This window comes from candidate division WOR-3 bacterium, from assembly GCA_039801245.1.
GTDB lineage: Bacteria > Hydrothermota > Tepidihabitantia > Tepidihabitantales > Tepidihabitantaceae > JAOABP01.
This window is the reverse complement of record JBDRUF010000044.1, coordinates 1-14558: the sequence shown is the minus strand read 5'-3', so window position 1 is coordinate 14558 and position 14558 is coordinate 1. Positions and strand designations below refer to the sequence as shown.

The 14558-nt window shown below is 49.5% G+C and carries 14 protein-coding genes; 12 read left to right on the top strand and 2 right to left on the bottom strand.

From position 1 onward, the window contains the following. The 12 genes from ABIK47_06685 to ABIK47_06630 form a co-directional block, all read left to right on the top strand. Window positions 1-1363: polysaccharide deacetylase family protein (locus ABIK47_06685; protein MEO0020303.1), on the top strand; the 1363-nt coding region annotated here is incomplete at its 5' end. 320 nt (window positions 1364-1683) lie between these two features. Then, window positions 1684-3690, top strand: a complete 2007-nt coding sequence (locus ABIK47_06680; protein ID MEO0020302.1) for a BTAD domain-containing putative transcriptional regulator — start codon at window positions 1684-1686, stop codon at window positions 3688-3690. Next, window positions 3687-4676 (top strand): hypothetical protein, encoded by a 990-nt coding sequence (locus ABIK47_06675; protein MEO0020301.1) that lies wholly within the window; start codon window positions 3687-3689, stop codon window positions 4674-4676. The genes ABIK47_06680 and ABIK47_06675 overlap by 4 nt, the downstream gene beginning before the upstream one ends. A 244-nt stretch (window positions 4677-4920) precedes the next feature. Next, on the top strand, window positions 4921-5133 hold the full coding sequence (rpsR, locus tag ABIK47_06670; protein ID MEO0020300.1) for a 30S ribosomal protein S18: 213 nt from the start codon (window positions 4921-4923) through the stop codon (window positions 5131-5133). Further along, complete coding sequence (gene rplI / locus ABIK47_06665) at window positions 5133-5588, top strand: 50S ribosomal protein L9 (protein ID MEO0020299.1); 456 nt, start codon at window positions 5133-5135, stop codon at window positions 5586-5588. Before rpsR ends, rplI begins: the two co-directional genes overlap by 1 nt. A gap of 18 nt (window positions 5589-5606) precedes the next feature. Further along, window positions 5607-6089, top strand: coding sequence for a bifunctional nuclease family protein (locus tag ABIK47_06660; protein MEO0020298.1), 483 nt, complete (start codon window positions 5607-5609; stop codon window positions 6087-6089). A 17-nt stretch (window positions 6090-6106) separates the two neighbouring features. Then, window positions 6107-7309 carry a tyrosine--tRNA ligase gene (tyrS, locus tag ABIK47_06655; protein MEO0020297.1) on the top strand — a complete coding sequence of 401 codons (1203 nt, stop codon included), beginning with the start codon at window positions 6107-6109 and terminating at the stop codon, window positions 7307-7309. Window positions 7310-7339: 30 nt separating this feature from the next. Continuing rightward, window positions 7340-7645, top strand: a complete 306-nt coding sequence (locus tag ABIK47_06650; GenBank protein MEO0020296.1) for a DUF3467 domain-containing protein — start codon at window positions 7340-7342, stop codon at window positions 7643-7645. Next, on the top strand, window positions 7645-8862 hold the full coding sequence (locus ABIK47_06645) for a hypothetical protein (GenBank protein MEO0020295.1): 1218 nt from the start codon (window positions 7645-7647) through the stop codon (window positions 8860-8862). The genes ABIK47_06650 and ABIK47_06645 overlap by 1 nt, the downstream gene beginning before the upstream one ends. Further along, the gene (locus tag ABIK47_06640; protein MEO0020294.1) at window positions 8855-9475 is read left to right on the top strand and encodes a site-2 protease family protein; all 621 of its coding nucleotides are present in this window, start codon (window positions 8855-8857) and stop codon (window positions 9473-9475) included. Before ABIK47_06645 ends, ABIK47_06640 begins: the two co-directional genes overlap by 8 nt. Then, window positions 9476-11998 (top strand): DNA translocase FtsK 4TM domain-containing protein, encoded by a 2523-nt coding sequence (locus ABIK47_06635; protein ID MEO0020293.1) that lies wholly within the window; start codon window positions 9476-9478, stop codon window positions 11996-11998. Further along, complete coding sequence (locus ABIK47_06630) at window positions 11995-12657, top strand: hypothetical protein (GenBank protein MEO0020292.1); 663 nt, start codon at window positions 11995-11997, stop codon at window positions 12655-12657. Before ABIK47_06635 ends, ABIK47_06630 begins: the two co-directional genes overlap by 4 nt. Before the next feature lie 51 nt (window positions 12658-12708). On the opposite strand, the gene ABIK47_06625 is transcribed toward ABIK47_06630, so the two are convergent. After that, a complete protein-coding gene (locus ABIK47_06625) occupies window positions 12709-13707 on the bottom strand; it encodes an ROK family protein (GenBank protein MEO0020291.1) in 999 nt (332 codons plus the stop codon). A gap of 10 nt (window positions 13708-13717) precedes the next feature. After that, window positions 13718-14558 (bottom strand): hypothetical protein (locus ABIK47_06620; GenBank protein MEO0020290.1); only part of this gene is annotated, 841 nt, incomplete at its 5' end.

Below are 14558 nucleotides of genomic sequence, written 5' to 3'. Positions count from 1 at the left end.
CAGTCTGTTCGGGGTTGAAGTTACAGGGGAGATTGGTCCTAAAGGGAATGTGAGCGCCTCCTTAACCCTCAAGGGAAACTCCCCATTAAGTTATCGGATTCCACCAGGATTCAGGCTTGAGGTGACAACCTATGACCACCCCTTGGTGGTAAAGGCGGTGGAACCAAGAACCACCCCTCTTGGCTATTGGTATGAATTTCGCACCCCCTCAGATTTACCCTTTATGAGTGATAAAAACTGCGGGCTTCTTTATGGTGAGTATCGCCAGGGTAGATTTCTCTGGGCTGGGTTTGAATTGGGTGCGGTGGTCGGCAGCAAAACCCATCAGGTGGTATGGGAGCGGCTTTTGGCAAACTCAATCTCCTGGTTGAGAAAAGAGCCAGTTGCCTGGATCAACCCCTGGCCCAGTGTGGATAAGAGGGCAGAGGCGGCTGTGGTCTTTGTCTGCGATGCCGAATTCAGGTATTCCCAAGCGCTAAATGCATTGAGGGTCTTGAGTAATGAAGGTCTGAGCGGCACCTTCTTCCTGGTGCCTGAAGAGGCAAAGAACAGCCCTGTCATCACAAAAACACTTGCCGAATATGGTGAGATCGGGCTGCACGGTGTGGCGGTTTATCGCGGGGAGGATTATGAAGAGCGGTTAGCAAGATTAAAACAGGGGAAGGAGTTGATTGAGGGGCTAACCGGCAAAAAGGTCTGGGGCTTTCGTCCGCCAGAGGGGGGGTATGACTCATCAACGCTCAAAGCGCTCGCGGAGTTAAGGTATCAATATATCTGTACAGACAGCCTTCAGGACCGAGCCTGTCCAAGGGTTATTGGAATAGGGAAAAGGGGTCTTATTGCCCTTCCTAAGACCGGAAGGGACGATTATGAACTTTTGATCAAAGATAGCCTTCAGGACACTACAGAAATCTTTTCTGCCCTGAGAGATGACTTCTTGGGGGTCTATGAGGTGCAGGGCGCCTACCTCCTTTTCCTCCACAGTCACCTCCTCTGCGAGGAGAAAAGGATTGTGGTCCTAAAGCGGTTGGTCGAGTTCTTTAAAGGTAAAAATGTCTGGTTTGCAACCTGCAAAGAGATGGCAGACTGGTGGCAGGGGTTTGAAGATGTTTTTGTAAATGCGAAAAGGCGCGGACACTCAAGAATTGTAGTCAACATCTCGAATCAGGGCTCATCTGAGGTTAAAGGCATCCTGGTCTACATCGCCCCAGCTCGGCCGGTGCGAGAGATTTCTATAAAACCTGAACTGATAGGGGTAAGGGTTCCAGAGTATGAGCTCAAGGATGATGGGAAAATTTTGGTGCTTAAGTTGAAGAGGCTTGCTGCTCATACCAACCATACATTCTTTATTGATTGGAAATAAGCGGTAAGGCTAAGTTTATATAAAGATACACAAAACCCCGCAAGGGAAAATTGGGTTAAGTTTCAGATTTTGGCAACTTAACTAAATAACAATTTTTGCCAGGGTACCATTCCCCCAGTAATTTTGGTCCGGCCAGAGTTAAAAACGGGGTGAAATATGGGTATGGCAGGGAAAAGGGGAATGAGGGATGGGTTTTATTTAAGGCTTGAATTTTCTTGACGATGAGATATATGTTAATTATAAATAAAAGGAGAAATTTATTAAAAGAAAGGACGAAGGCAATTTCTGGAGTGATGGTGAGGTGAAAAGCCTATAAAACTATGCCTTTACTTAAGATTTTCTGCTTCGGTGGGCTGAAGATCTACCGGGATGACCAGCCAATAACAACTCTGCTAAAAAAGACCCAGGCGTTTTTAGCCTATCTGGCGGTGGAAAACAGGTCAAGGATGTCGCGCGAGAAACTCTGCGCGATGTTCTGGCCGGAGAGCGGTGAGCTGCAGGCGAAGTACAACCTGAGATATACCCTGTGGGTTCTGCGGACCGGTTTGGGCTTTCCCGAGGGACCAAAGTACGAATTTGTTATCTCTTATCGGGACGAGTGCCAGTTTAACACCGAGACAAACTACTGGTTGGATACCGAGGAGTTTGAGAAGAAAATAATCCTTGCCCATAATCTCGAGATTGACGATAATGCCCGGATTGGATATTTAACCGAGGCGGTGAACCTTTATCAGGGCGATTTTTTGGACGGCTTTTTTATCAAGCGTAGCTGGGAGTTTGAAAACTGGCAGCGAATACAGCGGGAGAGGTTTTTTCTAAAGTATACCGCGGCGGTGACAAATTTAGCCGACCTCCTCATCGCAAAAAAGGAGTATCAGGAGGCGCTCGCCCTTTACAACAAATCGCTTCTCATCGCGCCGGTGCAGGAGGAGTTTCACCAGGGGCTCATCCGTCTCTATCTTTTGATGGGTGAAAGGACCAAGGCGCTGGAGCAGTATGAGCGCTGCCGCGAGGTTTTAAAAAGGGAGATGCGCATTAGCCCCGGGGCGGAGACTCAAGAGCTGCGGCGCTCAATACTCCAGGCAGAACCAGAGGATGAAGGGGAGGGTTTGGAGATGCCGATTGCGGAACGAACCACGCTCCAATCGCTAAATAACTTCCCCACCTCATTTGACATTGATGAAATCTTAAAAGAGGTTCCAGATGAATTGACCCGGCGGCACAAAAAGTCGGTCTTGCCACCATTTGTCAACAGAGAAAAGGAGCTTGCCGAACTCAAGGGCATATTCCACGAGGTGGCGGAGGAAGGTGCCGCAGGGGTGGTATTTATAAAAGGGGAATTGGGGATAGGTAAGACGAGGTTGGTTGAGGAGTTTGTTACCCAGGAGGGCGATGATGCCGAGGTGGTTTACTGTGCGGTGCCCCAGCTTACCGATTCATTGCTCGGTGATATCTTCTATGAAGGGAGTGCCATCTGGCTGAAGAGGAGGTTAGCCCAAAAATCACCCCAATTGGATGATAAAGTAAAACAGCTTTTTTTCAATCTCCATTCCTTAGTAAAAATGGGTAAATCGCCAGCGACACAGTGCCTCGACCCAATCTTCAACCTCTTTTCTGCCATCTGTGCCGAAAGACCTCTAATACTTGTCATCGAAGACATCCACTGGCTCTCTCCTCCTTCCCTTGACATCTTTTACCAACTGATTGCAAAATCACTGCAAAAACCAACACTTTTCATTGCCACCTATCGTCCCGAGGATGAGGAAAACAAAATTCTCTCTGCCCTCATCGGCAGGCTTCAGCGGATAGTTAAGGTTAAAAAACTTTCCTTAAATCGCCTGACCTATGAAGATGTCTTTCTCCTGCTGCAAAAAAGCGAAGGGACACTTCCGGGCATTGCCCAACATGCAGAAACGGTTTACTTCCTCACCGAGGGTATTCCATTCTTGATAACCCTGATAATGGAGGAGTTCAAAGGTATACCCTCTCTCCCTGAGGCGCTAAAGGACATCGTGTTGGAAAGGATGAGGCGGTTGAGCGCTAAAGCGTTCTATCTCCTGAAGGTTGCTGCGGTTATGGGTAACTCGCAAAAACAAAAACATCTCTTAACCGTCTCACAGGTGGAGCGGGATGAATTCCCTTCCTGTTTCTTAGAACTGATTGAAAAGGGCTTCATCAATGAAAAGGAAAGCGGCGGGGAAATTACCTATACATTTACCCATCATTTCCTTCCTGGTATTATTCTTGAGCAGATGTCGTTAACCGAAAAGAGTCTCATCAAGGAAAGATGGGCAGAGTTGATAGCGAAGGTTGAAGATAAACCTTGATAGGGCTGACCCTGCTCTCCCTTCTTTCCTGCTTCCTGGGATGTTCATTTTTCACCGCTCCGGGCAATTTTGCCCTTGGGATTGGTGACCGCTACCAGCAACAGGTTGGTGATTCCTGGGTGGTGGTTTACAAAGAGGCAGAGAAGGATGGGCTGAAGTTCAAGTATGTTGCCATCTGGCTCTGCAGGGGTTGGGATACCACCTGGGTGAGTTCACAAGAACTTAAGACAATTGTCCAAGATGGGTACACGCCCCTCATCATCTATTACTATTTTGGCGACTCAATCAGTAAGGAGTACCTGACCGAAAACAACCAGATGCGTATCAAAGAATGGTATCAGGACATTGAGAGATTGGCGCGGGTTGTAAACATCGGCGCTGAAGTGTTTGTTGCCTTAGAGCCGGAGTTCAATGACGCCGTGTTTGCAGGTGAAACTCCGATAACCGAATGGGAAGGGTTTAATGATGTGGTCATAGAGGCTATCAGGCGGCTGAAAAAGGGTGCACCCAACTGCAAGGTTGGTCTAGTCGCTGGCGACTGGGGGATTTTTAACCTTGATAAGTGTATCGGTCGAGCGGCAAAGGTGTGTGACTTCTTAGGGTTTCAGGAGATGCGCGCAGCTACCGTCCCTGATGCTGATCCTACCTCCTCATCTTACCAGAACATTGCCCAGAGCGCTTTGAGGTTCTCCCATTACCTTAAGAGGTTCAAAAAACCCTTGCTTTTAGCCTATTTGGCGGTTTCGAGTTATAAAGATGGCGACCCTTTAGGCTGGGAGGATGAGCAGGCAAAATTAATTGGCGGGGTGTTAAAGGCTAAAGAAAAACTTGTCAAGAACGGAGTCTTTGGGCTCGTTTATTTTTCCTATTTTGACGACCCCACCCATCAAACCTTGTATTTTGGTGAGGCGGAGAGGTTTTTTGGGCTCAAGACCCAGGCTGGTGTTTTAAAAAAGGCGTTCTTTGAGTTCAATAAACTCCGTTGAGAGCCCTTCCTTGTGTTATCCCTCTCCTTTGATTAGCCAGTAGATTTCCAAGATGATAAGTTTATATAAACATAAACGAAATTCGGATGGTGAAATCGGGTTACCCTTCACATTTTCGCCACTTAGCCGAAAGCCATATTTTCCCAGGGGTTATCCCCCCGTTGATTCGGATATTCCCCCTGCCCTCAATCTTTTGGTCTATACACAAACTTGACATCGGCATTAGCTCATTTATGCTTCACTGATGAAAAACAAAAGAATAAAAGTCAGGTCAAAATCCTGCCCTTTTTGCGAAGAGGGTGTTAGCCATATTGATTATAAAGACCCCAGGCTCAAGGACTATCTCACCGAGCGGGGGAAGATAGTGTCCTCACGGGTTTCAGGTTTATGTGCTCGGCACCAGCGCCGTCTTGCCAAAGCGATTAAGACCGCGCGGAACCTGGCGCTACTTCAGTAATGGCGATGAGGGTCATTCTCTTAAGTGACATTGAACGCTTGGGTAAGCGGGGTGAGGTGGTGGAGGTTCGGGATGGCTTTGCCCGTAATTTTCTCTTGCCGAGGAAACTGGCGCTGGTTGCGGATGAGGCAAACCTGAGGCAATTGGAGATGCTCAAAAGGCAGATTGCCAGTCGGGAGACAAAGGTCACACAGAGGCTGGTGGATATGGCGCAACGGCTGGGTCTGGTGACGGTGAAGGCCGCCCTCAAGATGGGTGCTGAAGGTGCGTTTGGCGCGATTACCAATGCGGACATCGCCGCTCTTCTGAAGGAGGTTGGACATAATGTGGACAAGCATCAAATTGTCCTTGATGAGCCCATCAAGGCCCCTGGGGTTTATGACATCCCGGTGAAATTGGGTCAGGAGATTACCGCCACGATAAAACTCTGGGTCGTGGAAGAGGCGGCGGGATGAAGAGACGCCGGGAGTGTTGTGATTGAGGTCAGGGTTGAGGCGGTATTAATCGACAACGCTACCAACTCCCCGGTGATGCTTCTCCGCGAGGTTGGGGGCAACCGGGTTCTGCCGGTTTTTATTGGTGCGGCAGAGGCGTCAGCAATCGCCTATGCGCTTGAAGGAACCCAGTATGTGAGACCATTGACCCTCGATTTAATGCGGAATCTGATTGTCGGGTTGGAGGGCAAGGTCAAAAGGGTAATCATCACCAAACTGGAGGAGGAGACATTTTATGCCGAGGTGGTGATTGAGACCAAGGATAGGGTGGTGGCGATTGACGCGCGCCCATCAGATTCGGTGGGGCTGGCGGTAAGGGTGGGTGCGCCCATATATGTGGCTGAGGCGGTGATGGAACAGGCGGGGCAGGAGCTTTCAGCTGAGGAGGAGGAGCGGCTCAAGGAACTGCGCTCAAGACTGCGGGCGATCAACCCTGAGGATTTTGGTAGTTACGAAATTTAGTTTCTGAGTTTTACAATATGAGGACCTCGATTATTGAACAATTAAAACGGGGGGTCGAGCGGCTTGAAACGGAGGCAGAACTTTTGGAGCGGCTCGAACGGTCAGAAAAGACCGGGAGACCCCTACGGGTGAAATTGGGCATCGACGCGTCTGGTCCAGATATCCACTTAGGTTTTGCGGTGGTCCTGCGCAAACTGCGCCAGTTTCAGGAACTGGGACATACGGCGGTGCTGATCGTGGGCGATTTTACCGGAAGAATCGGTGATCCAACCGGCAGGTCAAAGACCAGACCGCAATTGAGTGATGAACAGATTCGGGAAAATATGGCTCGCTACCAGGAGCAGATTAAAAAGATTCTCATCCCTGAGCGGTGCGAGTTTCGTTACAACTCTGAGTGGCTCGACCGGCTGAGCGCCAGCGAGATTGTCAACCTTGCTGCCCGTTATACCGTTGCCCGCCTGATTGAGCGCGATGACTTCAAAAACCGTCTCGAGGAGGGTGTGCCCCTTTTTGTCCACGAACTATTGTACCCCCTTTTTCAGGGTTATGATTCGGTGATGGTACAGGCTGATGTGGAATTGGGGGGCTCGGACCAGTACTGGAATCTATTGGTCGGCAGGGAACTCCAGGCGCGCTTTGGCCAGTCTCCCCAGGTGATAATGACAATGCCGCTCCTGATTGGCACCGATGGCAAATTGAAGATGTCCAAGTCTTATGGTAATTATGTCGGTATCACCGAACCGGCACAGGAGATGTTTGGCAAACTGATGTCAATTCCTGATGAACTGATTTTGGATTATTTCCGACTGACGACCGACAAAAGTGACGAGGAGGTCGCCGCCTACGAACGGAGGTTGAAAGCCGGTGAGAACCCGAAAAATATCAAGATGGAACTGGCAAAGGCGGTGGTTGCCCTTTATCACTCCCTGGAGCAGGCGGAGATGGCGGCAGCGGAGTTCGACCGGGTATTTAAGGAAAAACAGCCACCGCAGACCCTACCCGATTTCAAAATTCCTGAAGAGGGAATCAATCTCGTTGATTTAATTGTTCAGGCAGGGCTTTTACCCTCCAAGAGCGAGACGCGGCGCAAAATCCAAGAGGGTGCGATTTATCTTGACGGTATTCGCATCTCTGACCCCAATCTAATTATAAAACCTTTGGAGAGGCCTGCTGTTTTGAAAGTAGGCAAGAGAAAGTTTATCCGTCTTGTCAATAAGTAGACATTTTTAAACGAGGAAAGGAGAATCGGTATGGATGAGAAACAGCCCCAACAAGGACCGCCAGTCCAGATAGAAATCGGAGAGAAGGAGTCAGAGGGTATTTATTCCAATTTTGTCCTCATCGCCCATTCTGGCTCTGAGTTTATCATTGATTTCGCCCGAATTTTGCCCGGACTGCCTAAGGCTAAGGTATTTTCTCGGATTGTAATGACTCCGCAACACGCCGTTCTCCTCCATGAGGCGCTGTCAGAAAATATCCGCAAGTATGAGGCGAGGTTCGGCAAGATAAGGGTTCACGGACAGAAAGAGGATACCGCCAAGACGCTTGGGTTCTGATGCCCTTGGATAGAGGACTGCCTTACCCCTGCCGCCGTCTCGTTGAAATTACCAAGGCTTGGGGAGGAAGGTTATACCTTGTGGGTGGAATGGTGCGTGACTGGCTTTTACACAATTCTAACCTCGCTCTTTCCTGTGACTGGGATTTTGCGGTTGACTTGCGATCAACCGGCAGGAGTCTTATTCAGCTTCTTAAACAGCTGCACCGCGAAACAGGTGCAAAGTACATCTCCTACCCTCAGTTTTTAACCGGTTCTCTATATTTACCAGGATTAAGAATTGACATTTCCCATACGAGGGATGAGTCCTATCCCTGTCCTGCTGTTTTGCCAAAGGTGAAGGTGGCGGGAATTGAAGCGGATTTAAGGAGGAGGGATTTTACTATCAATGCGATGGCAATTGAGCTGACCGGGAGCCACGGAGACGGGATTATTGACCCTTATGGTGGTCAAGATGACTTAAGGAGAAGAGTGCTCAGGGTTCTCTATCCGGAGAGTTTTATTGATGACCCGACACGGATATTTCGTGCGCTGCGCTTCGGGATTCGGTTGGAATTTGAGATTGAGTCGGGTACACTTTATCTTCTCCGCCAGGCGGTGAAGGAAGGCTATTTAGCCCTTTTGACACCTGAGCGGGTGCTTTATGAGCTCCGGTGCATCAGTAAGGAAGCGAGGGCATTTAAGGTCATGGAAGCGGTTGTAAAGGAAGGGGTTTTAGCAGCTTTTTTCCACTTTTCTCCACCCCGGCGATTCTTGACCGATTTAAAGAGGTTAACCCAGGCGGGCATCAGGGAGGACCCCATCTTCCTCTATCTTTTGAGCATATTACCACTTGACAACCGCTTTCCCATTACAAAAGAGGAACGCCAGGTTTCTGAGGCGATAAAAACTTTCTCAAATTTAGAAAACCGCCTTCGCCGCGCCCGCAGGCGTTCGACCATTTATCGCTTACTAAAACCCTTACCCCTACCTGCCCTCCGACTCCTTGCTGTTTTAAAAACTGGGCCCGTGGCTAAAAAATTAAGCCTCTTCTTAAATGAGTTAACTTTTGTTAAACCAGAGCTAAAGGCAGGAGATCTTCTTCTTTTGGGGATTAGACCCGGTCCACAACTGGGCAAGATCATTGAGCGGGTGCTCTACGCCCGACTTAATGGGAGGGTAAGAAATAAAGATGAGGAGCGCGCCCTCGCAGAAAGGTGGTTGAGTCATAATGTTTAATGTAGAGGAAATTTTGCTAACGGCGCCGGCGATTCTCTTTGGACTGACGATTCATGAGTTCACTCATGGTTATGCGGCTTTGGTGTTAGGTGACCCAACCGCAAAGGAGCAGGGGAGATTGACCCTCAATCCGCTCAAGCATCTCGACCCATTGGGTACCATCCTCTTGCTCTTGCCTTGGACAAGATTTGGCTGGGCAAAACCGGTACCGATTAACGCCAGTAACTTCCGCAATCCTTTAAGGGATTTGGCAATCTCAGCCCTTGCTGGCCCGCTTGCCAATTTCTTTACCGCCCTCATTGCCAGTCTCGTTGTCCGCCTACTTTCCCTTGTTGCAGTTGGTGGCTTTGCATGGCGCATAGCATATTACTTTGTCATATACAACCTAATTCTCTGCTTTTTCAATCTCATTCCGATCCCCCCGCTTGACGGCTCGAGGTTGATTTATTATCTTTTACCCGCTGACTTGGCAGCGAGGTATGGTAGGTTAGAGGAGTACGGACTCTTTGGTATTGTGATGATTTTTTTGTTTGGTATGCCGATATTCCGCTTTCTTCTTTTACCGCTGGTATTCACAACTGCCCGGTTAATTACCGGTTACGGAGGGATATAAGTGGCAAAGAGGGGCAAGAACTTAAGACCCTCCTGGGGAGTTATCGCTCGGGTTATCGCGGTGGGTCTCGTCCTGTATGCTGGTGTTAGCCTGGTCTCCTTTATTTTTCGCGGGTATCCGGGCAGGGTTGGGTATCTTTTGGCTTCCGCTCTGATTCATCTTTTTGGCGGTATGAGCGTCTGGGTGGTAACTATCGCGGTGGTCGCAGTAGCCCTTTGGGTTTTTGAGATCAAACGATGGCGTCAATTTCTTGGTTTCTGTGTGCTTGTACTGGCGGTATTTTTTGGTGCCAGTCTGCTCTCTGTGTATGCGGGTCTTAAAACACCCTGTGATAATTTTTGTGGCTGGACCGGAGCATTTCTTGGTAAAAGTTTAACCGACCTTTTTGGTATTGGTACTCTGGCACTGATGACACTTGGTTTTTACTGGGGGTTTAACCTCTGGTTTCGGAAACCACAACACAAAGACATCAGGTGGTCTTTTTTAATTCTTTTTTATGGGCTTATCTTGGAACTATTCTTTGCATATTTCCATGCGCCTTTATCACTCGCGGGGAGATTCGGGAAAAAGACTGTTTCCTGGCTTTTGGCTCTTTTTGGCAGTGTAGGAACATTTTTGATTCTAATTAGTGTTTTGATAATTCTCCTTTCGGTCTCGGAGATAAGTACACACTGGCGGCAACTCTCTAAAAGTTTATTTTTGAATGTGATGAGATGGCTCAGGGTGCATTTCCGGCGCAGGTGCAAGGTGGGAGTTAAGGTGTCTCCTCCAGAAAAGGCAAAGATAACAATGGTTGAGCAAAAACCACAACCTACAATCTTTCACACAGCTGAAAAGGATGGGATGATTGCTGAGCCACCATCTTTTCATAATAAGCCAGTTAAACTGGATATGAGGGATTTTCAGAAGGAGTTTCTTGAGAGACTTGATCAGCCAACATCTCAAGATAAGGTGTTTAAGGACCCAGTAGAGGCAGAGGCTGAGGGTGAGGTTTTAATGGGCAAGCTGCGTGAGTTTGGTATTGATGGTAAATTGACCGCAATTTTATCGGGTCCGATGATAACGAGGTTTGAACTCGAGCCGGCGCCAGGGGTGCGCTGCAGCGGCATAGAGAGTTTAGCAGATGATATTGCGCTTGCACTCTCTGCCGAAAGAGTAAGAATCTTGGCGCCGATTCCAGGCAAGAGCGCGGTAGGAGTTGAGATCCCCAACAAAACCCGGCGGATGGTTTATCTCAAAGAGGTACTCACGAGCCCGGCCTATCAAGAACTTGATTCGCCGTTGGGTTTCGCTCTTGGAACAACAATCACCGGTGAACCTTATTGCGCCGACCTTCGCTCAATGCCCCATGTCCTTATTGCCGGAACAACCGGTTCGGGCAAATCGGTCTGTATCAATTCCATAATTATGTCGATTATCTACCGCTCCACCCCTCAGGAGGTCCGGTTTCTGACCATTGACCCAAAGCAGTTAGAGTTGCCGGTTTATAACCCGGTTCCCCACCTCCTTTCAATGACAACCACCGACCCAGAAAGGGTTGTGGGTGAACTGACGCGCATCGTGGAGATTATGGAGGCACGTTACAGCGAGTTTGCCGAGTTGGGGGTTCGGGATATTTTGAGTTTTAACGCCCGGTGCGAGGAAATGGGAAAGCGAAAAAAGCCTTATATTGTGGTGGTGATTGATGAACTTGCTGACTTGATGCAACGGGCACCAGCAGAGATTGAGGCAAGGATTATCCGGCTGGCACAAATGTCAAGGGCTGTGGGAATCCACCTCATCCTTGCCACCCAAAGGCCCTCAGTTGATGTCATTACCGGTCTGATCAAGGCGAATTTTCCCTGTCGGATTGCCTTTCAGGTTGCCACCAAGGTTGACTCAAGGACCATTCTTGATGCCAATGGTGCCGAGTCACTTTTAGGCAGGGGCGATATGCTCTTTCTGCCACCGGGCAAGGGCGAGCCGGTCAGGCTCCATGGTTCTTATGTCTCGGAGCGGGCGGCAAAAAGGGTTGTTGACCTCTGGGCAATCCGATACCTATCAGAACTTCTGAGCGGACTGGTTGATGACGAAGTGGCAAAGGCTCGAGAGGTTGTTGACCAGGATTTGGTTGATGTCCTTTACGACCCACGCCGGGCGGCAAAGGGGAAAAAGCGGGAGCGCTTAGAGGAGATTTTAACCGCGGCAGTTGTTGACAAACTGCTTGCAAAAGGCTATTATGAACCGCTCGACGAGGAGATTGAAATTGTTCGCGGCGAGCGGCAAGGTGTTGCATCCGAAAACGGTGAGTTTGATGAGTTTTTTGCCGAGGCGGCGCGGCTGGTGGTAACCCATCGTGAGGCTTCGGTCTCAATGCTGCAGCGCCGTTTGGATGTTGGCTGGGCTCGGGCAGGCAGAATCATTGACCAGCTTGAGCGGGCAGGAATAGTTGGTCCTCATGCCGGGTCAAAGCCGCGCAAGGTGTTGATTGAAGACGAAGAGGAATTGGAAAGAAAATTACAGGAGATATTCAAAAAGGAATGATTAGACCTGAACAGTATCGTAACTGGATTAAGGTGATTGTGGATGTGATTCCGTGCGAGACCGATGAGCGAATAGCGGAATATCTTCGTACAAGAGCGGAGGCAAAAGTGGTTCCCCCAAAACCGGAGTTAAGGGTTGAGGACCACTGGTTCAGCATCAGGCGTTATCATGACCCGGTCGCAGATGAGGATTTCCTCCAGGTTTATTTCGGTTCCAAGCAGTCAGGTGAGGAGTGGATGGGTTATGACCGGATTGACCCTTGCTGGCTTGATGCTGAAGGCAGGGATATGGACCGCTGGGAGTTAACCCGGGCTTATGTTCGTCCCCAGTTCCGGGGTCAGAATTACTGCCCGTTTCTTGTTGACTTAGTTATTGCCCTGGCCAAGAAAAACAGGGCTTATTCAGTTGTTGCCTATCCCAGGCATGTGGCGATGCTCGTTACCCTTTTGAAGATGGGCTTCAAGACGATGGATGGTGCGCACGATGCCACACTGAGAAGGATTTTGGACCAGGGGCAGCGCTGGTATGGCGATAACCCGTCCCAGCGCCGGCTTTACTATGCCCAGGAGTTCCGCCCGTTTATCATTGAGGGCAGTTTCATTATGGAGAAGAGGGTGGCGGGCTTTTCCTTGTGGGATTATCTCTGGGAAAGGGTATAAAAGTAAAGGTTGGGGTCAAGTTTCAGGAATCTTAAACCTCAACCTATGCCTTTACCTGAAAACTAATTTGAACTGGCTGGCACCAAGGATGCCGGCATCATCGCCAAGTTTTGACAGGACAATTCTCAGTTGCCGGTTTGAGCCGTAGAGCCGGTTAAACACCGTCTGTTCAACCGCATACAAAAGCGGCTTTCCCAGCCGGCTGACACCACCACCAAGAATAACAATTTCCGGGTCAAGAATCATCAGGGCGTTGTAGATGCCCTGACCGAGGAGATTGCCCGTTTCCTTAATTACCTCCAACGCCAGTTTGTCCTTTTTCCTTGCGGCAATGCCGATTTCTCTTGTGCTCAGCCTCTTATAGTCATAGCCGATAAGGTCAAAGATTAAACTCGGATGTTCACCGGTTCCGCCAAAAAGGGACAGCTGGTTTTTGGTGGTAGTAATGAGCCGCTCTTCTTTGCGCAAAAGGCGTTTACACCGCTCAACAATCGCCTGCGCGGAGACAAACCTTTCCAGACAGCCAGAACTGCCGCAGGGACAGGCAGGACCGCGTAAGGAGATGGATGTGTGTCCGAGTTCTCCGGCATAGCTGTTTGCGCCTAAAAGCAGGCGGTTTTCAGCGATGATGCCTGAGCCAATCCCAGTACCAAGCGTGATGCAGAGCACATTTTTACAGTTTTTTGCCGCACCGAAAAGCCACTCACCGAGCGCAACCGCATTGGCATCATTGCCGCAGAACACCTCCATCCCGGTCAATCGGCTCATAATGTCCTTGACCGGTGTCTTGTTCCAGGTGGGCAGGTTGGGCGATGTCCAGACAAACCCGGTTTTGTGGTCAATCAGTCCGGCAACACCAATCCCTAAAGCATCAACCTGTTTGCCCTTTGTTAATCTTAAAATCGTCCGTGAGAGCCTTTCCAGGGTTTCAGCAGGTGGTGACTGGGGGTTTGTTTTCAGCTTCTGCCGGGCAACGATTTTCCCGTTTTCATCAACCAGCCCGATTTTGATGTTTGTCCCGCCAATGTCAACGCCGACCGCCAGAGCCATCTTTGCCGCTCTAACGATAAAGTTTTAACAGTAGTTTTTCATAAGCCGGGCTCGGTTTTACCTGTCTCCTTGCCATCACCCGACGGGCGGTTGCAACAATCTCATTTTTGTGCCAGCGCTTACCCTTACCCCAGGCAAATGCCGGGAGATACTTTGGCATTAAACCGCCCTCAAACCAGTTGGCAAATGTGCCGATAACCGCGCCGGTCGGGATAAGGGTGCCAATCGCGGTCTTGGCGTGGTCGCCGATAAAACAGCCAAGTTTTAACATACCGGTGTTTATCTCCTTGTTCTTCACCAATACCTTGACCGGACCATAGTTGTTTTTCAAGTCCGAGCAGGTGGTTAAGGCACCAAGGTTGACCCATTCACCGATAAAACTGTGCCCGATAAAACCCTCGTGATGCTTGTTGGCATAGCCCTGAAAGATTGAGCATTCCACCTCGCCGCCAATCCGGCACTCTGGTCCAAATGAACAGCCCGGACGGACAAGGCAGGAGTCAATGATTGTGCCCTTGCCAATATAGCAGGGACCTTGAACAAAACTCAACGGTCTCACCTCGCTGTTCTCGTCAAGATATACCGGACCGTTTTCAGTTGAGACAAATGCGCCCTGGTGAATCCTGGCACCGGGGCGAATGATAAGCCCTTTACCTTTCTTAACCTTGATTTCCCTTTTCAGTTCCTCAGGGTTGTCCGCAATCAGCTCATAGGGATAGAGATAGACCTTTGCCCTGATTTGTCGCTTTTTGAGCCGCAACTTTTTTAAAGAAAAATCCGCCTGATAAGGAAAGGCGCGGTTCAGCCTGAATCCGACAACCCGGTTTTCTGCGACAAACGCCTCCTCATCA